Raw genomic sequence first — 23,951 nt, forward strand, 5'->3', positions numbered from 1 at the left:
GGAGGCAGCGGGGCGTCGAGCGGTGCCGCATCGACCGGAGCCGGGGCCGGAGGCGGCGGGGCCATGGGATCGACCGGCGGCGCGGGCAGCGGGGCGGCCATCGCGTCGACGGGGGCCGGGGCCGGAGGCGGCGGGGCCATGGGGTCGGCCGGCGGCGCGGGCAGCGGGGCGGCCATCGCGTCGAAGGGCGCGGGCGGCGGCGGAGCGAGCGGGTCGGCGGGCGGGGGTGGCGGGAGAAGCAGGCCGAGAGGGCCGGCGGGAGCGGGCGCTTCGTTGGCGGTCTCGTTGACGACGTTGCGGGGTGTTGCGGCGGAGAGCGGCCCGCCGCATGTGGGCCACGCGCCCTTGCCCTGCGATGCGAGCACACGCTCGGCGACCGCGATCTGCTCGTCCTTGGTGGCCAGGTGAGCCGCCGGGGCGAATTCGCCGCCACCGTGTCCGGACCAGGTGCTGGGGGAGAACTGCAGGCCACCCTGATATCCGTTGCCGGTGTTGATGGCCCAGTTGCCGCCGGATTCGCAGCTGGCGACCCGGTCCCATTCGTTGTCGGTGGCTGCGCCTGCGGTGCCGGCCAGAGCCAGGCTGCCGCCTCCGATGACCGCGCCGGTGACAGCGATCTTGGCGACGCTGACAGAAGATGCCGTGGGCTTGCGATGCCGTCCACTCATAGGTGTGCGAGGTCCTCTCGTATGCGCCCGCGAGGTCAGCTGTCGGGTTCGGGCTGGAGAGGTCGCCCGGCCGGCGGCGTCGAAACGACGTCGGCTTCACCCCTAGGAGCCGGTATCGGCTCCAGGTCCTTTCGGTGGACCGGTGGGTCCCCCGCCTCCATCCAGGTGGGTCTCGTCGTCCCCGCGGACCAGCGGATGGAGCTCGGCGCAACTGGTCTCGCAGCGAGCCGGTCTGTGGGGGTGACCGGCCTGGTCCAGAACGGTAACGGCTCGCCAGATTCTCGTCACCTCGTCGCCATCACCGTGTCGCCGACCTCGGCAAATACTAAAAATTCTCTAAAATGCCTGGCGGGCGCGTTGTTCCTGCAGGTGCCGGGCGGCGCAACCTCGCCGTAGCCACCCCGTGATCATTCCGTGATGTGACGTAAATCACGGAATACATGGCGGACAGTCCGCACTTTCACCCGCCGGCGAACGGCGGGAGCACATCGATCGTCTGCGCAGGCCCTAGCGGAGTCGTGATGTCGCGCACAGCCATCCCGTCCCGCAGATACGAGCAGCGCGCCAGCACGCGCTCCAGCTCCGGACCCCGGGACCGGAGCACCTCGACCAGGTCGGCCACCGTCGCGGAGTCGCCCACGTCGACCGCCTCGTGGTCCACCCCTGCCGCCGCGCGCGCAGCGGCGAAGTAGCGCACCGTCACCGTCACGTCTCAGCCGCCGATCGCGCTCATCGGACGGTCGGGCTGCACGAACCCCGGATCGTTGATGCCGTGCCCGGCCGCTTTCCCCCACATGGCGGCGCGCCACGCGGATTCGAGGGCGGCGTCGTCGGCGCCGGACCGCAGCAGGTCCCGCAGATCGGTCTCGTCACGCGCGAACAGACAGTTGCGCACCTGGCCGTCGGCGGTGAGCCGGGTGCGGTCGCAGCTGGCGCAGAACGCATGCGACACCGAGGCGATGACGCCGACATCGCCGAGCACCTCGCCGCCGCTGTCTCGCACCTGCCACAGCTCGGCGGGTGCCGACCCGCGCGGCGCCGGGTGAGGGGTCAGCGTGAACTCCTGGCGCAGCGCGGCCAGAATCTCATCGGCGGACACTGTGCGCTCACGCTTCCAGGAATGGCCGGCGTCGAGTGGCATCTGTTCGATGATTCGCAGCTGGTAGCCCTGCGCCAGACAGAACCGCAGCAGCGCGACCGCATCGTCCAGCCCGCTCACCGGATCGAGCACTGCGTTGACTTTGACCGGGGCCAAGCCGGCGACTTTCGCGGCGCGCAGCCCGGCCAGCACCGCATTCAACCGATCACGCCGGGTGATCGCGGCGAAGCGTTGCGGATCGACGGTGTCCAGAGACACGTTGATGCGGTCCAGGCCGGCCGCCTTCAGCCCAGCGGCGCGTGCGGCGAGGCCGATGCCGTTGGTGGTCAACGTGATCTCCGGGCGGGGACGCAGAGCTGCCGTCGCTGCGATCACCTGCTCCAGATGCGGCACCACCAGTGGCTCCCCGCCGGTGAAGCGCACGCTGGTGACCCCGAGCCGGGTCACCGCGAGTCGAAGGAGCCGATTGAGTTCGTCGACGCCCAGCTTCGCCTCGGCCGGTAGCCAGTCGAGTCCTTCCGCGGGCATGCAGTAGGTGCAGCGCAGATTGCACAGGTCGGTCAGTGACACCCGCAGGTCGGTGGCCACCCGCCCGAAGGTGTCGACCAACGGTCCGCCAGCCGGAGCGCCCTGCGGCAGCCCGCGCACCGATGGCACGCCGAGTGCGACGGCGGTCATCGTGGATATCCGCTCACTGTGCCGGTGGCACCGGTGACACCGGTGGCGCCGTGTCCGTCGACCGGAACGATCTCCTTGCCCAGCGGCATCAGCGAGACCGGGATCAGCTTCAGGTTGGCCAGCGCCAGCGGGATGCCCACGATCGTGATCGCCATCGCGATGGCGGTCAGCACATGTCCGATCGCCAGCCAGATCCCGGCGACGAGCAGCCAGATGATGTTGCCGATCAGGGCGCCGGGCCGGACCCCGGGCTTGTCGACGATCGTGCGACCGAACGGCCACAGCGCGTACACCGCGATGCGCAGCGCCGCGAAGCCGAACGGGATCGTGATGATCAGGACGAAGCAGATCAGGGCGGCGACCAGATAGCCGAGCGCCAGCCACAGGCCACCGAAGATCAACCAGATGACGTTCAGGATCAGGCGCATCTTCTTCCTCCCGCGGTCCGGCAAGCCTACCGAGTTAAGGGGGTGCTGGCTGCGGCGACGTCCGAGTAGGATCGTGGCGGCGCGTCCCGGCAGGCGGGGCGCTTCCTCTATGTAAGCGGTCTGTACCCCGTTGGGTGCGGACGTATCGGTTCAGACAGACAAGCAGGTGAGAGAAGTGCCGACCGGCCGGGTGAAGTGGTACGACGCGGAGAAGGGCTTCGGGTTCCTCTCGCAGGAAGACGGTGAGGACGTCTACGTGCGTTCCTCGGCGTTGCCCGCCGGTGTCGAGGGTCTCAAGGCCGGCCAGCGCGTCGACTTCGGTGTCGCCGCCGGCCGCCGCGGCCCTCAGGCGCTGAGTGTCAAGTTGATCGATCCGCCCCCGAGCCTCACCCGGACCCGCCGCGAGGCGGCCACCGTCGAGCACAAGCACACCCCCGACGAGCTGCACGGCATGGTCGAGGACATGATCACCCTGCTCGAGGGCGCGGTGCAGCCGGAGCTACGCAAGGGGCGCTACCCGGATCGCAAGGTGGCCCGTCGCGTCTCGGAGGTCGTCAAGGCCGTCGCCCGCGAACTCGACGCCTGAGCCCGCGAACTCGACGCCTGAGCCCACGAACTCGACGCCTGAGCCCGCGAACTCGACGCCTGAGCCCGCGAACTCGACGCCTGAGTCGTCGGTCGCCCGACGGGGTAAGACAGAGTCCATGAGCTACGTGGCCGACCCGTCGAGTTCCGGCGGCGACTTCGATCGGGACACCGACTACATCTCCACCCGCATCACTGCCGATGGCCGCGACGGCTATCCGGTCGAGGCGGGACGCTACCGCTTGGTGGTCGCGCGGGCCTGTCCGTGGGCGAATCGCACGATCATCGTGCGTCGTCTGCTCGGGCTCGAGGACTCGCTGTCGATCGGCTTCTGCGGCCCCACCCACGACGAGCGCAGTTGGACATTCGATCTGGATCCCGACGGTGTCGATCCGGTGCTGGGCATCCACTTCCTGCGCGATGCGTACAACAAGCGCATCCCTGCCTACCCGAAGGGCATCACGGTGCCCGCGATAGTCGACGTGCCGACGGGCGAGGTCGTGACCAACGACTTCGCGCAGATCACGCTCGACATGTCGACCGAGTGGACCGCCTACCACCGCGACGGTGCCCCTCAGCTGTATCCCGACCCCCTGCGTGCCGAGATCGACGAGGTGGCCCAGCGCATCTACACCGAGGTCAACAACGGGGTGTACCGCTGCGGCTTCGCCGGCTCCCAGCGTGCGTACGAGCGGGCCTACGACAGGTTGTTCACCGCGCTCGACTGGCTCACCGACCGGCTGGCAGATCAGCGATACCTGGTGGGCGACACCATCACCGAGGCCGACGTCCGGTTGTTCACCACGCTGGCGCGCTTCGACCCCGTCTATCACGGACATTTCAAAACCAACCGCGCCAAGCTCTCCGAGATGCCGGTGCTGTGGGCCTATGCGCGCGACCTGTTCCAGACGCCCGGCTTCGGCGACACCATCGATTTCGTGCAGATCAAGCAGCACTACTACATCGTGCACAGCGACATCAATCCCACCGGGGTGGTGCCGAAGGGCCCGGACCTGGCGAACTGGCTCACCCCGCACGGTCGAGAAGCGTTGGGGGGCAGGCCATTCGGTGACGGGACCCCGCCCGGCCCGCCGCTTGAGAGCGAGCAGGTGCCCGCGGCCCACGGCGCGGGCTGATCAGCTCCAGCTGGTGCGTACCGACCACTCGGCGTGCGGCACCGGGAACTCGTTGCCGTCCTGATCGCGCACCAGCGTCGGCAGCTGCACCGCGAACCCGGTCAGCCGTCCGCGCTGCGCGTCGACGGTCGGGATCGTCACCGCGAGACGGGCATTGGGGCGGAACTCCTCGATCACGTCACCGTCCTCGTAGGCGCGCAGCAGCACCCATGGCGCCTTCGCGATCTCGGCGGGCAGCGACAGCTGCACCGGGTGGCGCCCTGACACGGGCAACTCGCCTTGGTCTGCGGGCACGACACAGTCGGTGGGGTTGAGTACCTGGCAGAACCGGTAGGGCCCGACGCGGGTCAGCTGACCGGCGGAGAAGGCCGAGATCTCCGGCAGCTCCGGTCCCGCGTCGCGGGAGAGCCGCCACACCACGACGGCGGTGCCGGCTGCGGCGAGCAGCGCAACGGCGACCAGGACAGCGATGACGCGCTTCACTCGCCGGTCACCGCCGGCTCGGCGCGCACGCCCTGTGCCGCTGCGTGGACGGGGCGGTTGCCGCCTAGCCCCGGAACCAGCGATTCGCCGCGGTAGCTGAAGATCGTCTGGGCCAGACAGAGGATCAGCAGCGCCGTGATCGTGGTGAACCCCGCGTACAGCTCGGTGTAGATCAGCACGCCCGTCGCACCGCCGATCACCCAGGCCAACTGCAGCAGCGACTCGGAGCGACCGAACGCCGACGCGCGTGACTCCTCGGGCAGGTCGTCCTGCAGCGAGGCGTCCAGGGATGCCTTGGCGACGGCGCTGGCTCCCGAGGTGACCAGGGTCGTGGCGGCGGCGACGAGCAGGCTGCCGGTGAGTGCGGTCGCGAGCGACATCGCGGTCACCGCGATCGCGCACCGGACCACCAGTTGCGCGGGATGACCGAGTTTGAGGCGCGCCGCGGTGAAGTTCCCGATGAAGTTGCCCACCGCGGCCGCGGCGCCGATCAGCCCCAGGATGCGCAGCTGCTCCCAGCCGCTCGCGTCGTGGGCCTTGGCGACGAACGCGGGGTAGAGGAACAGGAAGCCGACCATCACCTTGACCGTGCAGTTACCCCACAGGGCGGCGATGATGTTGCGGCCCAGCGGTTGTCGAGCCTTCGCGGCGGGTGGCTCGCGGAATTCCCCGTCGGTGCCGCTGTGGTAGCTCAGCGTCGCGGGGATCTCACCCTCGGTGACCTCGACCCACTTCGGGATGCGCATCGCCAGCACCGCGCCGGCCATCGACACCGCGACCACGACGTAGAGCGCGCCGGGCATGGCGAACAGCTGGAACCCCCACTCGGCCGCGGCCGCGATACCGCCGCCGACCATCGTGCCGCCGAGGAGGCCGAACATCGTCAGCCGGGAGTTGACCCGGACCAGGTCGATGGTCGGGGGCAGCACCCGCGGCGTCACGGCGCTGCGCAGCACCGAGAAGGACTTCGAGAGCACCATCATGCCGAGCGCGCACGGATAGAGCACCCAGGACGGGAAGCTGCCGGTCGCGCTGTCGAAGTTGGCGATCAGGATCACTGCCAGGACGGTGCGCAGGCCGAACGATGCGGCGAGGGCGACACGGCGGCCGTGCTGCAGACGGTCCAGAGCGGGTCCGATCAGCGGCGCGATGACGGCGAACGGGGCGATCGTGATGAGCAGGTAGAGCGCCACCCGGCTCTTGCTCTCGCCCGTCGCGGCCGCGAAGAACAGGGTGTTGGCCAGGGCGACCGCCATCGCGGCGTCGAGCGCGAAGTTGGCGACCACCGGCCACGTCAGCGCGGTCAGACCGGATTTGTCGGCGCCGTCGGCCGTGGCTGCCCGGTGGACCAGCCCGTACATCTTCGAGCCCATCTCGCGGCTGCGCTGCGCGGCCGCGCGCGTGACCGTCACCTTCTCGGCGCCGGCGGCCCGGTCCTCGTCGAACCGGTCGTAGTTGCGACGACGATCGTGCTCGTCCAGGGGCGGTAACCAGCGGTTCCCGCTGGAGTTGGCGGCGGAGGAGGCTCGCCTGCCGCCGCCCGACACCGGATCGCTGGGGTAGTTGGCCATCCCCGGGTGTTCTCCGGCGGGCGGACGCGGCGGGTAGTAGCGTCCGCCGGTCGGACCGGCGGGGTCCTGGTGGTCGCGCCGCGCTCCTGTCACGCGCTCGATTCTCCCCCATGGAGGCGACAGCGGACGTGCAGCCAACCGGTGTGGCTCGCGACCGGCTGCGTCGGGCAAGATGAACACCGATGGACAGCGTGACCGAACCTTCCTCGCCCGAGCCCGATCGGCCAGCCGAGGCATCCGAACCGGCGGCCGAGTCGGTGGTCGAGCCGTCCGCCGAGACTGCAGTGGAGGCTGAGGCTGCTGAGGCGGTCGAGCCGGCTGAGTCGGAACTCTCTGAGGCGGCCGAACCGGTAGAGCTCGAGGCGGCCGAGACTGAACCGGTCGAGCCCGAGGTGACCGAACCTGAACCGGTCGAGCCCGAGCCGATGCCCGCGGAACTCGTGGCGATGCTGGTCGGCGCCGACGGCGACGCCCGCGCCGCGATCGTGGAGTTCAGCGGCCCCGACACCATCGGCGACTATCTCGGCGCCGAGGTGGAAGACCAGTTCTCGGCCACCCACCGGTTCGTCGCGGAGCTGCCCGGTTACCGGGGCTGGCAGTGGGCCGTCGTGGTGGCGGCCTGGCCGGGCGCGACCCAGGTCACCATCAGCGAGGTCGTCCTGGTCCCTGGCCCGTCTTCGCTGCTGGCACCCGAATGGGTGCCGTGGGAGGAGCGGGTCCGCGCGGGTGATCTCGGTCCGGGTGACCTGCTCGCACCGCCTGCCGACGATCCGCGACTGGTTCCGGGTTTCATGGGTACCGGCGATCCGCAGATCGACGAGGTGGCGGTCGAGGTCGGGCTGGGCCGGCGTCAGGTACTGAGCCTGTGGGGGCGCGCCGATGCCGCGCAGCGCTGGCACGACGGCGATTTCGGACCCGGCTCGGCGATGGCCCGCGCCACCCGCCGGCAGTGCCGAGATTGCGGGTTCTACGTGCCGCTGGGCGGGGCGCTGGGTGTGATGTTCGGGGTCTGCGCGAACGAGTACGCGGCTGACGGCCGTGTGGTCGATGCCGAGTACGGGTGCGGAGCCCATTCCGACACGCCGTCGCCGAAGGGAGCGGGCTCGCCGCAGTTCGACCCGTTCGACGACGGTGTGCTGGATCTGGTGGAGCGCACCGAGGAGCGCTCCTAGTTCGTCAGTTCTCGGCGGCTGCTTTGATGCGCGCCAGCGAGGCGTTCATGCCCTGAATGAGTTCCTGTTCGAAGCTGGGCACCCCGCCCATGAACTTGCCGACCAGGAACGTCGACGCCGCAGTGGTGCCGTTCTCGGCGTTGCGGGTCTCCACCAGCCGGGTGCCGGCGTCGGTGGGCTCGAGCTCGTAGCTCCACACGGTGTTGTTCTCATTCACCTTGAACGCCAGCTTCTTCTCGGGCACGTATTCGGTGATGCGAGATGTGGTGGGCCAGAACAACATTCCGCGGCGATTCATGTTGATGGTGCGGGCGCCCTGGCGGACCCCGCCGATCGCCTTCATCAGCCGGCACTGCGGGCTCCACTGCGGCATCCGATCCAGATCGGAGACCAGCTTCCACACGGTCGAGACCGGTGCGTTGATGTCGATCTGCGCTTGCAGAATGGGCGCCGCCATGACGGTGTCCTCCTCTAATCAGTCCAAACCGCTCTGAGCCCCGCGGGATCCGCGGCGCACGGCGTGACGTTGCCACAGAAAGATCGACGTGCCAAGAACGCCCACGCCGAGTCCGGCCAGGCTGACGGGCCGCCACGGCGCCAACGATGCGACCGTGAACGCGAGCAGAGCCGTGATGAGCCACCCGGCGGTGATCACGACGATCACGGGCCACGGGGAGGTCAGGCCGCGTGGCAGCGGCGGCGGTTCGGGAGGTGTCGTCGTCATCGCGACCCAACGTAATCGATCGATACGCACGCGTCGGTAGTGTCGGTCGCCGTGCCCGCCCTCGTCATCGACGTCGACGATCCCTCCGACCCGCGCCTGGACGATTTCCGCGACCTCAACAGTGTCGATCGGCGACCCGATCTGCCGAGCGGCAAAGGCCTCGTGATCGCCGAGGGCGTGCTGGTGGTGCAGCGCATGCTCGCGTCGAGGTTCCGTCCGCGGGCGCTGCTGGGCACCGACCGCCGATTGGCCGAGCTCGGCGCCGACCTCGACGGGCTCGCTGCGCCGTACTACCGCGCGAGCGCCGAGGTGATGGCCGAGGTGGTCGGGTTCCATCTCAACCGCGGAGTGTTGGCCTCTGCGTCGCGCGCCGACGAGCTGACCGTGCCTCAGGTGCTCGACGGTGCGCGGACGGTGGCGGTGCTGGAGGGGGTCAACGACCACGAGAACCTCGGCTCGATCTTCCGTAACGCCGCGGGCCTCGGGGTGGGGGCGGTGATCTTCGGCGGGGGGTGTGCCGATCCGCTGTATCGGCGCGCTGTGCGCGTCTCGATGGGGCACGCGCTGCTAATTCCGTTCGCGCGGGCGCAGAATTGGCCGGGCGATCTGAGCCTGTTGCGCGACAACGGCTTTCGATTGATCGCGATGACCCCAGATGCTGCTGCGCAGCGGCTGGCCGACGCTTGTGCCGGCCTGGTCGGCGAGAAGGTGGGCATCCTGGTCGGGGCGGAAGGGCCGGGTCTGACCGAGCACACGATGCGCGCCTGCGACGTGCGCGCCCGCATTCCGATGTCAAGCGGCACCGACTCCCTCAACGTCGCGACAGCAGCGGCATTGGCGTTCTACGAGCGGGATAGGCTCGCGCCGTGAAGCCCGAGGAACCGACTCCCTGGGGTACCGGGCTGACCGTCGCGGCGTTCGTCGCGGCCGTACTCGCCGCGGTGCTCATCGTGTTGGGCATCGGTCTGATGAGGGTGAGTCCGCTGCTGGCGATCGGATTGAATCTCGTCGCCGTTGGGGGACTGGCCCCGACGGTGTGGGGCTGGCGCAGGGCGCCGGTGTGGCGCTGGTTCGTGCTCGGCGGGATCGTCGGAGTCGCCGCCGCATGGATCGGGTTGTTAGCGCTGGCCGCCGCTGGAACGTACGCCTAGCAGCACGTCTTCCCACGCAGGCACGGTGGGCCGCGCCTTCTTCTGGCGAGACGGCTTCACCTCGGGGGCGGGGGTCTCCTCGGCCGTCGGCTCGGGTTCTGGTGCATGCACCGACACCTGTGCGGATGCGGGGGCGGGGGCGGGCGCCGGGGCGACCGGTTCAGGATCGCCGAGGGCGAGCTGGGCCACGGGGGCGAGCGGCCGCAGCGGCCGGGCGTAGCTCGGATCGATCAGCTGGTAAGCGGCGTCGTCGAACGCGGTCACCGTGCCGCCGTGGGCGCCCGGCGCGTACCGGAAGTGCGCGACGTTGTCGGACAAGCCGGCCTTCCACGCCATCTGCACCGTCCAGCGACCGTCCTCGTTGCGCCACGCGTCCCACTCGGTGGCTTCGGGGTCCAGGCCGCGGGCGATCAGTGCGGTCGTCACCGTCTCCAGCAGCGTGAGAACGGACGGACCGTCGTTCAGCACAGGGTGCGCGGCGGTGGCCAACTCTGCGGCCCGGGAGCGCTCCAGAAGGACCGGGTGGGCGAACCGTTCCACCCGTGCGATGTCGACACCGGCGGCGGTGGCGACCTGCTCCACAGAGGCTCCGGCGCGGATCTTGGCTTGAATCTCCCTGGGGCGCAGCACGTTCGGCACCTCGACATCGATCGTTGTCTGGTTGGAGCCGGCCCGGTCGCCGCGCACGGCGGCCTTGAGTCGCTCATCGGAGCGCAGGATGAACTTCTCGCCGGAGTCGTCCGTCTCGCAGATGATCCGTTTGCCGTCGACTTCGAGTCCGACGACCTTCAGTTCCCGCATGGCGACCTCCTCTCGGGCTGCGCTGAGCCCGATACGCGGTCACCCTACTGCGTTATCTCGCCGTTACCGCGGTGACACGCGGCAGTCGCTACATCCTCTGGACGACCCAGTCGATGCACGCGGTCAGAGCGCTCACATCGTCAGGCTCCACCGCCGGGAACATGCCCACGCGCAGCTGGTTGCGGCCCAGTTTGCGGTACGGCTCGGTGTCGACGATGCCGTTCGCGCGCAGGGTTTTGGCCACGGCCGCGGCGTCGACGTCATCGTTGAAGTCGACGGTGCCGACGACGGCCGAGCGCAGGGCCGGGTCCGTCACGAACGGGGTGGCGAACGACGATGCCTCGGCCCAGGAGTAGAGCCGCGACGACGAGTCCGCGGTGCGCTTGGTCGCCCAATCCAGTCCACCGTTGCCGAGCAGCCAGTCGATCTGCTCGGCGAGCAGGACCAGCGTGCCGATCGCGGGGGTGTTGTACGTCTGGTTCTTGACGCTGTTCTCGATCGCGATGGGTAGTGACAGGAAGTCCGGCACCCAGCGGCCGGACGCCGCGATGGCCTCGACGCGGGCCAGCGCGGCCGGCGACATCAGCGCGATCCACAGGCCGCCGTCGCCGGCGAAGTTCTTCTGCGGGGCGAAGTAGTAGGTGTCGGCGTCGGTGATGTCGACGGGCAGGCCGCCGGCGGCAGAGGTGGCGTCGATGACGACCAGCGCGTCGCCCGAGCCGTCGGGACGTTGGACGTCGACGGCGACGCCGGTCGAGGTCTCGTTGTGTGCCCACGCGATGACGTCGACGGACGGGTCCGCGGTCGGTGCGGGTGCGCTGCCGGCGTCGGCCTTGATCACCACCGGGTCTCCGACGAAGGGATTCTTGGCCACCGCCGAGGCGAACTTCGCGCTGAACTCCCCGTAGGTCAGGTGCAGCGAGCGCTTGTCGACCAGCCCGAACGCCGCGGCGTCCCAGAACGCGGTCGAGCCGCCGTTGCCGAGGATCACCTCGTAGCCCTCGGGTAGCGAGAACAGCTGACTCAGGCCGTCGCGGACGCGGCCCACCAGGTTCTTCACCGGGGCTTGCCGATGCGAGGTGCCGAAGAGATAACCGGCCTCGGCCAGCGCGGTCAGCTGCTCGGGGCGCACTTTGGACGGTCCGCAGCCGAACCGGCCGTCGCCGGGCTTGAGGTCGTCGGGAATCGTGAGGTCCGCAGCCATGGGGCAAGCCTAGAACCGGGGTGGTTCACCCTTCGAATCCGGTGGGAATCCGGTGACATCGACCGTTGTGCTTGTGATCTGCATCACGTGTGATCGGAATAACGCGCTCAGGGCACATTCAGGAGATTGCCCTGTTCAATTTGTGGGACCGCGGGTACTGTCGCTGGACAACGGGTACAGGAATGTAAACCTCGTATGAGGGATGGAGGCTCCCGATGGCAGTCAAAGAAGCACGCACGAAGATCATCCGCCGCTGGCGCAAGAACATGGACGTGTTCGACGACGCGGAGTACGTGAACACGTTGCAGACCCTCTCTGAGGGGTCCGTGCGGCGCAATTTCAATCCGTACACCGACATCGACTGGAACTCGCCCGAGTTCGCAGTCACGCCGAACGACGAGCGCTGGATTCTCCCGGCGACGGACCCGATCGGCAAGCACGAGTGGTACCGCTCCCAGCCCAAGCAGCGCCAGATCGAGATCGGCATGTGGCGCCAGGCCAACGTCGCCAAGGTCGGTCTGCACTTCGAGTCGATCCTCATCCGCGGGCTGATGGAGTACGCGTTCTGGACGCCCAACGGCTCGCCGGAGTACCGCTACTGCCTGCACGAGGCGGTCGAAGAGTGCAACCACACCCTGATGTTCCAGGAGATGGTGAACCGCATCGGCGCCGACGTGCCGGGCATGCCGAAGCTGCTCAAGTGGGTGCAGCCCGTGATCCCGCTGGTTGCGGGCCCGCTGCCGATCCCGTTCTGGTTCGGCATCCTCGCCGGCGAGGAGCCCATCGACCACACGCAGAAGAACGTGCTGCGCGAGGGCAAGGCGCTGCATCCGATCATGGAGCGCGTCATGGCGATTCACGTCGCCGAGGAGGCCCGCCACATCTCGTTCGCTCACGAGTACCTGCGCAAGCGGGTTCCGGATCTGCCGAGGCGCAAGCGGTTCTGGCTCTCGCTCTACGTTCCTGTGGTCATGCGCGTGCTGTGTTCGGCGATCATCGTCCCGCCGCGGGCGTTCTGGAAGGAATTCGACATTCCGCGCTCGGTGCGTAAGGACATCTTCTTCTCCTCTGCGGAGTCGAGGCAGATGCTGCAGGACATGTTCGGTGACGTGCGGATGCTGGCCCACGACACCGGGCTGATGAACCCGCTCGCCAAGCTCATGTGGCGTATCTGCCGGATCAGCGGGCGGCCCAGCCGGTACCGCAGCGAGCCGCAGCGCGCGCACCTGGCTTCGGTCGCGTAGGCCAGGACAGACGTAGCGACAGGCCAGCGACAGACCATGCCCCATGTGATCACCCAGTCGTGTTGCAGCGACGGGTCCTGTGTTTTCGCGTGCCCGGTCAACTGCATCCATCCGTCACCGGATGAGCCGGGCTTCGCGACCGCCGAGATGCTCTACATCGATCCGGACGCCTGCGTCGATTGCGGAGCGTGTGTGTCGGCCTGCCCGGTGGGTGCGATCGCACCCGACAGCAGGCTGAGCGCCGAGCAGTTGCCGTTCATTGAGATCAACGCAGGGTTCTATCCGAAGCGGGAAGGCAAGCTCCCGCCGACGTCCAAGCTCGCTCCGGTGCCGGAGGCGCCGATGGTGCACACCCGCGGCAGCGGCCCGTTGCGGGTCGCGATCGTCGGCTCCGGGCCCGCCGCGATGTATGCCGCAGACGAGCTGCTCACCCAAGCGGGCGTGCAGGTCAACGTGTTCGAAAAGCTGCCGACCCCTTACGGTTTGGCGCGCGCAGGCGTGGCTCCCGATCACCAGGCGACCAAGCGGGTCACTGCGCTGTTCGACAAGATCGCCGCCCGCCGAGACTTTCGGTTCTTCCTCAACGTCGAGGTGGGATCGGACCTCACCCACGACGAGTTGCTCGAGCACCATCACGCAGTGCTCTACGCCGTCGGTGCGCCGACCGACAAGCGCCTCGACGTGGAGGGGATGAACCTCCCGGGTGCGTGCACCGCCACCGAATTCGTGGCCTGGTACAACGGGCACCCCGATTTCGCCGACCTCTCGGTCGATCTCAGCGGTGAGCGCGTGGTCGTCGTCGGCAACGGCAACGTCGCCCTCGATGTGGCGCGTGTTCTCACCACCGATCCGGATGCGTTGGCGCGCACGGACATCGCCGATCATGCGTTGGCGGCGCTGCGCGAGTCGAACGTTTCCGAGGTGGTGATCGCCGCGCGGCGTGGTCCTGCCGCGTCGGCATTCACCCTGCCAGAACTGATCGGGCTCACGGCTCGATGCGAGGTCGTGCTGGCCCCCGCCGATCATCAGAGGGTGCGCGATGACCTGGCCGAGGTGACCGACGACCTGACTCGTCGCAAACTCGAGATCCTCACCAAACTCGGTGACAGCACCGCGCCCATCACCCGTCCGCGAATTCGGTTGGCGTACTTGCTCACTCCGCGCCGGGTGCTCGGCGCGCAACGGGTGACGGGGATGGAATTCGACGTCACCGGCACCGACGAGGTGGTCACGATCGAGGCGGGCACCGTGTTGACGTCGATCGGCTACCGCGGCATGCCGATTCGAGGAGTCCCGTTCGACGAGACCGCCGGGGTGGTGCCCAACGACGGTGGCCGGGTTCTCGACGGTGATGCGCCACTGCACGGCTGCTACGTGGCCGGGTGGATCAAGCGTGGTCCCACGGGGTTCATCGGCACGAACAAGTCGTGTGCGGCAGAGACCGTGCAGACCCTGGTCGCCGACTACAACGCGGGGCGTCTGCCCGAACCGCGCCACCGGCCCTCAGCTGTGGAGCGCTTTGTCCGCGGACGACAGCCACAGGTCGTCGACGCCGTCGGATGGCGCGCGATCGATGCCGCCGAGGTGGCGCGCGGTGAGGGCCGGCGCCCCCGCGTGAAGTTCACCGACACCGACGAGATGCTGCGTGTCGCCGCCGCTGCGCCGGTCGAGCCGATGCACCGACGGCTGCTGGCCGGGTTGCTGCGCTAACTGTTCCAGTAGTTCAGCACGTTGATGAACGCGGTGGGCTGCACCGACAGCGCGCCGACGTACGGATGCTCGAGCGCGAAGATCAGGTACATCACGAAGGCGAGCAACGATGCCGTCAACCCGATCGCCAATCCGTGGACCAGCAGGTCCCGTGTGCCGAACAGGTAGGTGAACGCCATCAGCACGGCGCCGCCACCGATCAGCAGTACCCACAGTTCGGCTGGCACCGAGGCCTCGCCCGTGGACACCCGTAACTTCCGGTTGGCGCTCAGATCGTTCAGTCGGACGATCGCATGATCGAAGAACGCGATCTCGTTGCGGGTCTCCGGCTGGACCTTTAGATACGAGTTCCACACGTTGTCGAGCGCCTCGGACTGCTCAGAGATGGGCTCGCCGCGGCGCATCCTAGGGAATTCGCTGTCGATCACGTTCCGCGTATAGGCGATCAGGCTGCGCTCCACCTCGTCACGGTTCGCGGCCGGTAGCGCAGTGGAATCGCGGAGCAATTCGGCGACCGCCGAGGCCTCCTTGCCGCTGGCGTCCTCGGCGTCGCCCATCTGTTCCCACACCACCACGACGACGAACGCGACCAGTACGGCGTAGAGCACTCCGGCGACTTGAAACACCGCACTGGACACCGGATTCGCGTTCTCCAGCCGAGTGTGCGACACCATCTTGCGGAACAGCACGAGCCCGCCCACGGAGATTCCCACAATGACGACGACCCAGATCAGTCCGAGAAGCACAGGCGGGAACTGGAGCAACCAGATCATCGTCGGATTATTGCTGGCCCGCCCCGCCTAGCCTGGCAAACACACCAGCGGAATTGTCAGGCATCGCTACCCATCTGCGCCGCGATGTCGGCGACGTCGACCTCGCGCACCGACTCGGCGAGCGCCCAATGATGGCCGAACGGGTCACGCACCACCCCGTAGCGGTCACCCCAGAACTGGTCCTCGAGAGGGTTGACCACGACCGCGCCGGCATCGAGGGCCCGCTGGAATCGGCCATCGACGTCGGCGCCGTGCAGGTGGAGCGTGACGGGCGTGCCACCCAGCGCGGTGGGGGTGGTCGACACCCCGTCGTTGTACTCGGGGAAGTCGTCGTTGAGGAACACCATCGATCCGTTGATCCGCATGCAGGCGTGCATCAGCTTGCCGTCGGGTCCCGGCAGTCGGACCATCTCCTCGGCGCCAAATGCCCGGGCGTAGAAGTCCAGCGCTGCGGCGGCGTCGCCCACCACGAGGTGGGGGACGAGCATCGGGGTGTTGTCGATGGCCATGAAAGTCTCCTTCGGTGAGGGTCGGACGGTCGTCGGTACTGACCCGGCCGGTCCGCGGAACTCATCGGCTCAGACGACGGAGAACCCCGCCGGCAGCGTGCTGCGTCCGGTCAACGCCAGCAGCACCGCCGGGCCCTGCCCCAGATGTGCGCCGATGCGGCCCGCCAGCGCGGCGGCCTCGGCGAGCACCTCGACCGGCGGATGCACGGTCAGCCCCACCGCAGCGGCGATGTCCAGACCGTGTACGGCGATCTCGAAGGTCCGGGTCGGCAGGTAGGTGTTCAACCGCACGCCCAGCCCACCGATCACCTCGATCAGGGGATCACCGGCGGCGTCGATGTCGCCGAGCGCACGCTCGACCAGTTCGTCGATCGCGGCGACGGGGTGTTCGCCGAGATCACGGCCGGCCTGACGCCCGCGCTCCACGATCGCCTCGGCGCCCATGCCGGCGGCAAGGGCGTTGATGCGCACGTAGTACTCGGCTGGTGTGCGCACATCCTCGCGGGATGCTGGGGAGTGCAGGTAGGTGCTCACGGTGATCAGCGATCGTGACGTGTGCCCGACCAGATCGCGCACAGACCACTCGCCGAGCCCCGGATCGTCCCACCGATCCGCGGGTATCTGACGCGCGAGCGTCGCCAGATAGCGTGCGGCCGAGGCAAAGACGATCCGTTCGGTCGTCATGGCCGGGCCAGCGTGTTCCAGCCCTCGACCGACTCGAGGCTGCGCGGTGACGGGCCCACGTAGATCGCCGACGGTCGCACCAGCTTGCCGAGGCGCTTCTGTTCGAGGATGTGGGCACACCAGCCCGCCGTGCGCCCACACGTGAACATCGCGGGCATCATCGTCGGCGGCACCTGCGCGAAATCGAGGATCACCGCTGCCCAGAACTCGACGTTGGTCTCGATCGCACGGTCGGGCCTGCGTTCCCGCAACTCGGCCAGCGCGGCCTGTTCCAGCGCGGCGGCGACCTCGTATCGCGGCGCCGCGAGCCGTTGCGCGGTGGCCCGCAGGACGCGAGCCCGGGGATCTTCGGCCCGATACACGCGGTGGCCGAATCCCATCAGCTTCTCTTTGCGATCCAGGATGCCGGTGATGACCGCGCGCGCGTCACCTGTGCGCTCGGCCTCCTCGATCATCGGGATGACGCGGGCGGGGGCGCCGCCGTGCAGCGGACCGCTCATCGCGCCGATCGCACCGGACAGTGCGGCGGCGACGTCTGCGCCCGTCGACGCGATGACCCGCGCGGTGAACGTCGAGGCGTTCATCCCGTGCTCGGCAGCGCTCACCCAGTAGGCATCGATGGCCTCGACGTGCCGCGGATCGGGTTCGCCCTGCCATCGGGTCATGAATCGTGCTGTCACCGTGGGGCATTCGTCGATGATGCGCTGGGGGACGGCCGGCTTGCCGATGCCGCGCGCGGACTGCGCGACGTAGGACAGACCCATCACCGAGACCCGCGCCAGGTCGTCGCGCGCCGTCTGGTCGTCGATGTCCAGCAGCGGCTGCAACCCCCAGATCGGGGCCAGCATCGCCAGGCCGGCCTGGACGTCGACGCGAACGTCACCGCTGTGCACCGGGACCGGGAACGGTTCGGCAGGCGCAAGTCCCGGCCCGAACCGACCGTCGACCAACAGACCCCAGACGTCGCCGAAGGTCACCTGATTCGCCACCAGGTCGTCGATGTCGACGCCGCGGTAGCGCAGGGCGCCGCCGTCCTTGTCCGGTTCGGCGATCTCGGTCTCGAACGCCACCACGCCCGCGAGTCCGGGGGCGAAATCTTTGGGCACCGCAGTCATGGGCGTGATTGTCGCACCACCCCCCGCCGCCGAAACTGCCAGTCGTACCTCGGGCGTAGCGTGATCGCGTGAGCACATCGGATCACCTCGCGCGCATGCGGGTGGAGTACGGATCGGTGGAAAAGGACGGCAGCGCCGACCTCGACGAGACCTGGCTCGACGGCGGCTGGCTCGCCCTGCTGACCAGCTGGTTGGCCGACGCCGAGCAGGGCGGGGTCGTCGAACCGAACGCGATGGTCGTCGGCACGGTCGACGCGGCGGGAAGACCGTTCACCCGCACCGTGTTGTGCAAGAGCGTGACCGCATCCGGCCTCACCTTCTACACGAACTACGACTCGGCCAAGGGCGAGCAGCTCGCCTCCCAGCCGTACGCCTCGGCGACGTTCCCCTGGTACGCGCTCGGCAGGCAGGTACACGTCCGCGGGGCGGTGACCAAGGTGCCCGACGCCGAGACCGCCGCCTACTGGGCGCAGCGTCCCCGGGGGTCGCAGCTGGGGGCGTGGGCATCGGCGCAGAGCACGCCTGTCGCCTCGCGTGATGCGCTGCACCGTCAGCTCGCCGAGGTCACCGAACGGTTCGCCGACGCCGAGGCGGTGCCCGTCCCGCCGCACTGGGGTGGTTATCTCATCGCGGCCGAGGAGATCGAATTCTGGCAGGGTCGAGAAAACAGGCTGCACAACAGGATTCGCGTTCGCCAGGACCGCATCGAACGCCTCCAACCGTAGTGGGGCGGCTCTTCGCCGACACGACGCCGCTACAGACACCGGATTTCCGGCGGCTGTGGTCGGCCGGCATCGTCACCGTTGTCGGCGCGAACCTGACGATTTTCGCGGTCCCCGTGCAGCTCTATGTCCTGACCCAGAACTCGCTGTACGTCGGACTGGCCGGGCTGTTCGCGCTGGTGCCGCTCGTCGTCTTCGGGCTGTGGGGAGGCGCGTGGGCCGATGCGATGGATCGGCGGAAACTGCTGATCATCACCTCCAGCGGCTTGACGGTGTCCTCGGCGCTGCTGTGGCTGCAGGCGGCGCTGGCGATCGACAACGTGTGGGTGGTGTTGAGCTTGCTGTCGGTGCAGCAGGCGTTCTTCGCGGTGAACTCGCCGACCCGGTCGGCGGCGATCCCGCGGATGCTGCCCACCCCGCAGTTGCCGGCGGCGAACGCCTTGAACATGACGGTCATGCAGTTCGGCGCGATCGCGGGCCCGCTGCTCGCGGGTGTCCTCCTGCACTGGGTCGACCTGTCGACCCTCTATCTCATCGACACGGTGACCTGTCTCGCCGCGGTGTGGGCGACCGTCAGGTTGACCCCGATGCCGCCGTTGCTGACCGGTGAGGGTGCACCGGGCTACGGGCTGGGCGCCGTGCTCGACGGTTTCCGCTACCTCGCGGGCAACCGTGTGGTGCTGATGTCGTTCGTGGTCGACCTGATCGCGATGATCTTCGGCATGCCGCGGGCGCTGTTCCCGCAGATGGCCCACGAGAGCTTCGGCGGTCCCGTCGACGGCGGCACCACGATGGCGCTGTTGGCGGCCGCGATGTCGGCGGGTGCGGTGGCTGGCGGCGTCTTCTCCGGCTGGCTGCCCCGGGTGCGCAGGCAAGGGCTCGCGGTGGTCGGCGCGATCGTGGCGTGGGGCCTGGCGATCGTCGGCTTCGGGCTCGCGGCAGGGGCGGCCAATGGCACCGCAGGCGTGATGCTGTGGATCGCTCTGGGCTGCTTGGCTTTCGGCGGTGCGGCCGACATGGTGTCTGCGGCGTTCCGGTCGACGATCCTGCAGGAGGCGGCGTCCGACGAGCTGCGCGGTCGGCTGCAGGGCGTTTTCATCGTCGTCGTCGCGGGCGGACCCCGCTTGGCCGACACTGCGCACGGCGCGGTGGCTGCTGCCGTCGGCACCACCGTCGCCGCGACGGGCGGCGGTGTGCTCGTGGTGGTCGGGGTGGTGTTGGCGGCGCTGGCGGTGCCGGCTTTCGTGCGGTATCGGGTGCCCGGGGTCCGGTGATCCCGCGGCCGGTCGCTGCCGATCGATCTGCATGTCAGAACGCCCCTCGCGACACCTCCTGGCCGATTAGCATCGACTCCCGTGGGTGATGTCAGGGGGGAGCCCGTGCTCGGGCTTCGTGAGCGCAAGAAGCGCCGTACCCGGGCCACGCTGATCGACGCCGCTGTCGCGCTGTGTGATCGGCAGGGTTTCGACGGGACGACCGTCGACCAGATAGCTGCGAGCGCCGACGTCTCGCCCCGCACCTTCAGCCGCTACTTCGCCACCAAGGACGCGATCGCGCTGGCGCTGATCGACGAGGTGCTCGACCGGGTGGCCGCGGAGCTGATCACCCAGCCGCCCGAGATCGGCCATTTCGAGGCACTTCGCCGGGCGTACGTCGGAATGGCGCAGAGCACCAAGCTGGCCCCCGCCGGGGCACTGTCGTCGTATCGGTTCATGCAGATCCTGCGGATCACGGTGTCCTCGGGGACGCTTCAGCAGGCGGCCGTCGAATTCCGTGCCAGCCCGGTGGATGTGGCGATCGCCGACCGAATGGGAGTGCCTGTCCATGACCGTCGGGTCAGGCTGATGGCGGCGGTGTTCGGCGGTGTGTTGATGACGGCGCTCCAGGAGGTCACCCGGCACCCGTCGGCGCTGGTCAACGTCGCTTTGGACGAGACGATCGCCGTGTTCGAGTCGGTCTGCGATGACTTCATGGCCGAGTTCGCCGCGGTCGGGCAACCTGTCTGACGCGCGCGTGATCCGTCGTCGGCGACCCCCGCGGGCGCCCTCGTGCGAATGCGACTACCTTCTGTAGTCAGACTTGCAGTCAGACCTCGCGATTCCCGTTAGAACCGACCCGAAGGGATCCCAGTGGCCGATCACGCCGAAACCGGGAAAGAGCACGCCACCCTGTCCTATCCCGGCGGGGAGCTGGAACTCGACATCGTCACAGCGACCGAGGGTGCCGACGGCATCGCGCTAGGGTCATTGCTGGCAAAGACCGGTTACACCACGTACGACGGCGGCTTCGTCAACACCTCTTCGACCAAGAGCGCCATCACCTACATCGACGGTGATGCCGGCATCCTGCGTTACCGCGGCTACCCGATCGAGCAGCTCGCGGAGAAGTCCAACTTCATCGAGGTCAGCTACCTGCTGCTGTACGGCGAACTGCCCACCGCCGATCAGCTGGAGAAGTTCACCACCCAGATCCAGCGGCACACCCTGCTGCACGAGGACCTCAAGCGGTTCTTCGACGGCTTCCCCCGCGACGCCCACCCGATGCCGGTGCTCTCCAGCGCGGTCAACGCGCTGAGCGCCTACTACCCGGATTCGCTGGACCCGTTCAACCCGCAGCAGGTGGAGCTGTCCACCATCCGGTTGCTGGCCAAGCTGCCGACGATCGCCGCCTATGCCTACAAGAAGTCCGAGGGGCAGCCGTTCCTGTACCCGGACAACTCGCTGACGCTGGTGGAGAATTTCCTGCGGATGACGTTCGGATTCCCCGCCGAGCCCTACGAGGTCGACCCGGAGCTCGTCCGCGCGCTCGACATGCTGTTCATCCTGCACGCCGACCACGAGCAGAACTGCTCGACGTCGACGGTCCGTTTGGTCGGTAGTTCGCAGGCCAACCTGTTCACGTCGATCTCCGGTGGCATCAACGCGCTGTGGGGTCCGCTGCACGGCGGCGCCAACCAGGCTGTGCTCGAGATGCTCGAGAAGATCCGCAAGGGTGACGACGACGTCGCGACGTTCGTCAAGAAGGTCAAGAACCGCGAGGACGGCGTCAAGCTGATGGGCTTCGGCCATCGGGTCTACAAGAACTACGACCCGCGGGCGCGCATCGTCAAGGAGCAGGCCGACAAGATCCTGGGCAAGATCGGCGTGCAGGACGAGCTGCTCGACATCGCCAAGGAGCTCGAAGAGATCGCGCTGACCGACGATTTCTTCGTCGAGCGCAAGCTCTACCCGAACGTCGACTACTACACCGGCGTGATCTACCGAGCCATGGGCTTCCCGACGCGGATGTTCACCGTGCTGTTCGCACTCGGCCGGCTGCCCGGGTGGATCGCGCACTGGCGGGAGATGCACGGCGAGCCGAACAAGATCGGCCGCCCGCGGCAGATCTACACCGGCTACACCGAGCGGGACTACGCCGACCTCGACGCCCGCTAGCCACTTTTCGCCCAAACCGACGTTTGGGCGAGAAATCGCGAGTGATCTCCGCCATTTCGTCGAGCTCGATTGCGCCGAGCGTCACACCGACGTCACTTGCGATCGTGACAGTTGTAGTTTCACAATCGTTGTGTGAATGAAACTGTCGGCAACCTGACGCCCAGGCGCAAGACGATCGTTCTGGTCTCCTGCTGTCTGAGCCTGCTGATCGTCTCGATGGACGCCACGATCGTCAACGTCGCGATCCCTGCCATCCGCACCGATCTCTCGGCATCGCCATCTCAGATGCAGTGGGTGCTCGACGTCTACACCCTGGTTCTGGCGTCGCTGCTGATGCTGTCCGGGGCCACCGGTGACCGGTTCGGCCGCAGGCGCGTCTTCCAGATCGGCCTGACCCTGTTCGCGCTGGGATCGCTGGCCTGCAGCCTGGCGCCCAGCATCGACGCCCTGATCGGCGCCCGGTTCCTGCAGGGCATCGGCGGCTCGATGCTCAATCCCGTTGCACTGTCCATCATTTCGCAGATATTCGTGGGCCGTCAGGAGCGGGCCAGGGCACTGGGCATCTGGGGTGGGGTGACGGGCATCTCGATGGCGCTCGGGCCCATCGTCGGCGGCCTGCTCATCGAGACGATCGGCTGGCGCTCGGTGTTCTGGATCAACCTGCCCATCTGCGCGGCCGCGCTGATCCTGACCGCCATCTTCGTGCCCGAGACCAAGTCGGCCACCATGCGCAGTGTCGACCCGATCGGACAGTTGCTGGCTGTCATCACGCTGTTCGGCATCGTGTACACCCTGATCGAAGGTCCGGTGCTGGGGTGGACCCACCACCGGGTCATCGTCGTCGCCGTCGTCGCCGTCGCGGCGCTCGCCGCGTTCCTGCGCTACGAATCACGACGCCACGACCCCTTCCTGGATCTCCGGTTCTTCCGCAGCATCCCGTTCAGTTCGGCCACCATCTCAGCGGTCAGTGCCTTCTCCGCCTGGGGTGCCTTCCTGTTCATGATGTCGCTGTATCTGCAAGGCGAGCGCGGTTTCTCGGCGATGCACACCGGCCTCATCTACCTGCCCATCGCAATCGGCGCACTGGTCTTCTCCCCGCTGTCGGGTCGCCTGGTCGGCCGGTTCGGCGCGCGCCCGTCCCTGTTGATCGCTGGAACGCTGATCGCAGCCGCGGCCACGATGCTCACGTTCTTGACGCGGTCCACGCCGGTGTGGTGGCTGGTGATCGTGTTCGCGGTCTTCGGCATCGGGTTCGCCATGGTCAACGCGCCCATCACGAACGCTGCGGTCGGTGGGATGCCCCTGGACCGCGCGGGTGCCGCGTCGGCGGTGACGTCGACGAGTCGGCAGGTGGGCGTCAGTATCGGTGTGGCGCTGTGTGGTTCGGTGGCCGGCTCGGCGATCACCATGAGCGGCGCTGATTTCGCGGCAGCGGCTCGACCACTCTGGTTCATCTGCGTGGCGCTCGGGTTGGTGATCCTGACGCTCGGGGTTTTCTCCACAACGCAACGCGCGCAACGGTCCGCGGACCGGCTGGCGCCACTGATCGCCGGCACGCCGACCCCGGTCAGCGCCCATGTCCGGTGACACAATGGCCGACGGGGTGTGGCGGGACATGACCGCACTGGTCATGGACAACCTCGACGGGTGGAAGCGTCTCGTCGTCGAGCGCTCCGGATTGCCGTTCAGTCGCGTGCGCATCCTGATGCGGCTCAGCAAGACGCCGATGACCGTGAAAGACATCGCCGCAGCCGCCACCATAGACGCGCCCGCTGCGACGGTCGCCATCAACGACCTCGAGCAGCGTGGGCTCGTGAGGCGTGAGATCAACCCGCAGAACCGTCGCTGCAAGGTGGTGTCGCTGACTGACGCGGGACGCGAGTTGGTGCGTGCGATCGACGACGTCCGTGACCCGGCACCGGAGATGCTGACCGGTCTCGACGCCGACGACTTGGCGACGCTGCGATCGCTGCTGGACAAACTCGCCGCCGGCTGACGCTGTCCATCCCCAGAGCCGTTTTCATCCCCAGGCTCGGGGTGAATTGTCAGTGGCCGCTGGG

27 protein-coding genes and 1 riboswitch are annotated in these 23,951 nt (G+C 68.2%); of the genes, 13 read left to right on the forward strand and 14 right to left on the reverse strand.

Features of this window, described 5'->3' with window-relative positions:
- From ACZYYX_RS13810 to ACZYYX_RS13825, 4 genes are all read right to left on the reverse strand, one after another.
- On the reverse strand, nucleotides 1–668 hold a 668-nt coding region (locus ACZYYX_RS13810; RefSeq protein ID WP_463815090.1), incomplete at its 3' end, for a transglycosylase family protein.
- A 9-nt stretch (nucleotides 669–677) separates the two neighbouring features.
- Nucleotides 678–846: riboswitch (cyclic di-AMP (ydaO/yuaA leader) on the reverse strand.
- A 282-nt stretch (nucleotides 847–1,128) separates the two neighbouring features.
- Complete coding sequence (locus ACZYYX_RS13815) at nucleotides 1,129–1,377, reverse strand: MoaD/ThiS family protein (protein WP_463815091.1); 249 nt, start codon at nucleotides 1,375–1,377, stop codon at nucleotides 1,129–1,131.
- Nucleotides 1,378–1,380: 3 nt separating this feature from the next.
- Entirely contained in the window at nucleotides 1,381–2,445 is a 1,065-nt protein-coding gene (gene moaA / locus ACZYYX_RS13820) for a GTP 3',8-cyclase MoaA (RefSeq protein ID WP_463815092.1), read from the reverse strand.
- On the reverse strand, nucleotides 2,442–2,873 hold the full coding sequence (locus ACZYYX_RS13825; protein WP_463815093.1) for a YccF domain-containing protein: 432 nt from the start codon (nucleotides 2,871–2,873) through the stop codon (nucleotides 2,442–2,444). Before ACZYYX_RS13825 ends, moaA begins: the two co-directional genes overlap by 4 nt.
- A gap of 175 nt (nucleotides 2,874–3,048) precedes the next feature.
- Here ACZYYX_RS13825 and ACZYYX_RS13830 point away from each other — a divergent pair, with 175 nt between their 5' ends.
- On the forward strand, nucleotides 3,049–3,459 hold the full coding sequence (locus tag ACZYYX_RS13830; protein WP_335332866.1) for a cold-shock protein: 411 nt from the start codon (nucleotides 3,049–3,051) through the stop codon (nucleotides 3,457–3,459).
- A gap of 118 nt (nucleotides 3,460–3,577) precedes the next feature.
- Nucleotides 3,578–4,594, forward strand: a complete 1,017-nt coding sequence (locus tag ACZYYX_RS13835; protein WP_463815094.1) for a glutathione S-transferase family protein — start codon at nucleotides 3,578–3,580, stop codon at nucleotides 4,592–4,594.
- On the opposite strand, the gene ACZYYX_RS13840 is transcribed toward ACZYYX_RS13835, so the two are convergent.
- Nucleotides 4,595–5,077: a DUF2771 domain-containing protein gene (locus tag ACZYYX_RS13840; RefSeq protein WP_463815095.1), complete on the reverse strand. Its 483-nt coding sequence runs from the start codon at nucleotides 5,075–5,077 to the stop codon at nucleotides 4,595–4,597.
- Entirely contained in the window at nucleotides 5,074–6,741 is a 1,668-nt protein-coding gene (locus tag ACZYYX_RS13845; protein ID WP_463815096.1) for an MFS transporter, read from the reverse strand. Before ACZYYX_RS13845 ends, ACZYYX_RS13840 begins: the two co-directional genes overlap by 4 nt.
- Nucleotides 6,742–7,073: 332 nt before the next feature.
- On the opposite strand from ACZYYX_RS13845, the gene ACZYYX_RS13850 reads away from it, so the two are divergent.
- Nucleotides 7,074–7,820, forward strand: coding sequence for a DUF3027 domain-containing protein (locus tag ACZYYX_RS13850; protein WP_463815789.1), 747 nt, complete (start codon nucleotides 7,074–7,076; stop codon nucleotides 7,818–7,820).
- A 4-nt stretch (nucleotides 7,821–7,824) separates the two neighbouring features.
- Here ACZYYX_RS13850 and ACZYYX_RS13855 read toward each other — a convergent pair whose 3' ends face one another.
- Entirely contained in the window at nucleotides 7,825–8,277 is a 453-nt protein-coding gene (locus tag ACZYYX_RS13855; protein WP_463815097.1) for an SRPBCC family protein, read from the reverse strand.
- An 18-nt stretch (nucleotides 8,278–8,295) separates the two neighbouring features.
- A complete protein-coding gene (locus ACZYYX_RS13860) occupies nucleotides 8,296–8,544 on the reverse strand; it encodes a DUF2530 domain-containing protein (protein WP_463815098.1) in 249 nt (82 codons plus the stop codon).
- A 51-nt stretch (nucleotides 8,545–8,595) separates the two neighbouring features.
- On the opposite strand from ACZYYX_RS13860, the gene ACZYYX_RS13865 reads away from it, so the two are divergent.
- Together ACZYYX_RS13865 and ACZYYX_RS13870 are read left to right on the forward strand one after the other, a co-directional pair.
- Nucleotides 8,596–9,414, forward strand: a complete 819-nt coding sequence (locus ACZYYX_RS13865) for a TrmH family RNA methyltransferase (RefSeq protein WP_463815099.1) — start codon at nucleotides 8,596–8,598, stop codon at nucleotides 9,412–9,414.
- Nucleotides 9,411–9,695 carry a DUF2537 domain-containing protein gene (locus tag ACZYYX_RS13870; RefSeq protein ID WP_463815100.1) on the forward strand — a complete coding sequence of 95 codons (285 nt, stop codon included), beginning with the start codon at nucleotides 9,411–9,413 and terminating at the stop codon, nucleotides 9,693–9,695. The genes ACZYYX_RS13865 and ACZYYX_RS13870 overlap by 4 nt, the downstream gene beginning before the upstream one ends.
- Here the strand turns inward: ACZYYX_RS13870 and sepH are convergent.
- A complete protein-coding gene (gene sepH / locus ACZYYX_RS13875) occupies nucleotides 9,663–10,496 on the reverse strand; it encodes a septation protein SepH (RefSeq protein WP_463815101.1) in 834 nt (277 codons plus the stop codon). The genes ACZYYX_RS13870 and sepH overlap by 33 nt on opposite strands.
- 88 nt (nucleotides 10,497–10,584) lie before the next feature.
- Nucleotides 10,585–11,700, reverse strand: a complete 1,116-nt coding sequence (gene serC / locus ACZYYX_RS13880) for a phosphoserine transaminase (protein ID WP_463815102.1) — start codon at nucleotides 11,698–11,700, stop codon at nucleotides 10,585–10,587.
- A 215-nt stretch (nucleotides 11,701–11,915) separates the two neighbouring features.
- Between serC and ACZYYX_RS13885 the strand changes: the two genes are divergently transcribed.
- Nucleotides 11,916–12,944 (forward strand): AurF N-oxygenase family protein, encoded by a 1,029-nt coding sequence (locus tag ACZYYX_RS13885; RefSeq protein WP_463815103.1) that lies wholly within the window; start codon nucleotides 11,916–11,918, stop codon nucleotides 12,942–12,944.
- Nucleotides 12,945–12,980: 36 nt separating this feature from the next.
- The gene (locus ACZYYX_RS13890) at nucleotides 12,981–14,654 is read left to right on the forward strand and encodes a 4Fe-4S binding protein (protein WP_463815104.1); all 1,674 of its coding nucleotides are present in this window, start codon (nucleotides 12,981–12,983) and stop codon (nucleotides 14,652–14,654) included.
- Here ACZYYX_RS13890 and ACZYYX_RS13895 read toward each other — a convergent pair.
- The 4 genes from ACZYYX_RS13895 to ACZYYX_RS13910 all read right to left on the reverse strand — a co-directional run bounded on the left by ACZYYX_RS13895 (nucleotide 14,651) and on the right by ACZYYX_RS13910 (nucleotide 17,735).
- Entirely contained in the window at nucleotides 14,651–15,427 is a 777-nt protein-coding gene (locus ACZYYX_RS13895; RefSeq protein WP_463815105.1) for a bestrophin-like domain, read from the reverse strand. The genes ACZYYX_RS13890 and ACZYYX_RS13895 overlap by 4 nt on opposite strands.
- Nucleotides 15,428–15,483: 56 nt before the next feature.
- Complete coding sequence (locus ACZYYX_RS13900) at nucleotides 15,484–15,936, reverse strand: VOC family protein (RefSeq protein WP_463815106.1); 453 nt, start codon at nucleotides 15,934–15,936, stop codon at nucleotides 15,484–15,486.
- Nucleotides 15,937–16,005: 69 nt separating this feature from the next.
- Complete coding sequence (locus ACZYYX_RS13905) at nucleotides 16,006–16,620, reverse strand: maleylpyruvate isomerase N-terminal domain-containing protein (RefSeq protein WP_463815108.1); 615 nt, start codon at nucleotides 16,618–16,620, stop codon at nucleotides 16,006–16,008.
- Nucleotides 16,617–17,735, reverse strand: coding sequence for a citrate synthase 2 (locus ACZYYX_RS13910; protein WP_463815109.1), 1,119 nt, complete (start codon nucleotides 17,733–17,735; stop codon nucleotides 16,617–16,619). Before ACZYYX_RS13910 ends, ACZYYX_RS13905 begins: the two co-directional genes overlap by 4 nt.
- Nucleotides 17,736–17,830: 95 nt before the next feature.
- On the opposite strand from ACZYYX_RS13910, the gene pdxH reads away from it, so the two are divergent.
- The 6 genes from pdxH (at nucleotide 17,831) to ACZYYX_RS13940 (ending at nucleotide 23,887) form a co-directional block, all read left to right on the forward strand.
- Entirely contained in the window at nucleotides 17,831–18,460 is a 630-nt protein-coding gene (gene pdxH / locus ACZYYX_RS13915) for a pyridoxamine 5'-phosphate oxidase (protein WP_463815790.1), read from the forward strand.
- A complete protein-coding gene (locus tag ACZYYX_RS13920) occupies nucleotides 18,460–19,731 on the forward strand; it encodes an MFS transporter (protein ID WP_463815111.1) in 1,272 nt (423 codons plus the stop codon). The genes pdxH and ACZYYX_RS13920 overlap by 1 nt, the downstream gene beginning before the upstream one ends.
- A gap of 81 nt (nucleotides 19,732–19,812) precedes the next feature.
- On the forward strand, nucleotides 19,813–20,463 hold the full coding sequence (locus ACZYYX_RS13925) for a TetR family transcriptional regulator (RefSeq protein ID WP_463815112.1): 651 nt from the start codon (nucleotides 19,813–19,815) through the stop codon (nucleotides 20,461–20,463).
- Between the two features lie 123 nt (nucleotides 20,464–20,586).
- Nucleotides 20,587–21,891, forward strand: a complete 1,305-nt coding sequence (locus ACZYYX_RS13930; protein ID WP_463815113.1) for a citrate synthase — start codon at nucleotides 20,587–20,589, stop codon at nucleotides 21,889–21,891.
- A 153-nt stretch (nucleotides 21,892–22,044) separates the two neighbouring features.
- A complete protein-coding gene (locus ACZYYX_RS13935; protein WP_463815791.1) occupies nucleotides 22,045–23,478 on the forward strand; it encodes an MFS transporter in 1,434 nt (477 codons plus the stop codon).
- The gene (locus tag ACZYYX_RS13940; protein ID WP_463815114.1) at nucleotides 23,468–23,887 is read left to right on the forward strand and encodes a MarR family winged helix-turn-helix transcriptional regulator; all 420 of its coding nucleotides are present in this window, start codon (nucleotides 23,468–23,470) and stop codon (nucleotides 23,885–23,887) included. Before ACZYYX_RS13935 ends, ACZYYX_RS13940 begins: the two co-directional genes overlap by 11 nt.
- The last annotated feature ends 64 nt before the right edge of the window (nucleotides 23,888–23,951 follow it).

The sequence above is a fragment of the Mycobacterium sp. IDUB_1 genome, from assembly GCF_055419625.1.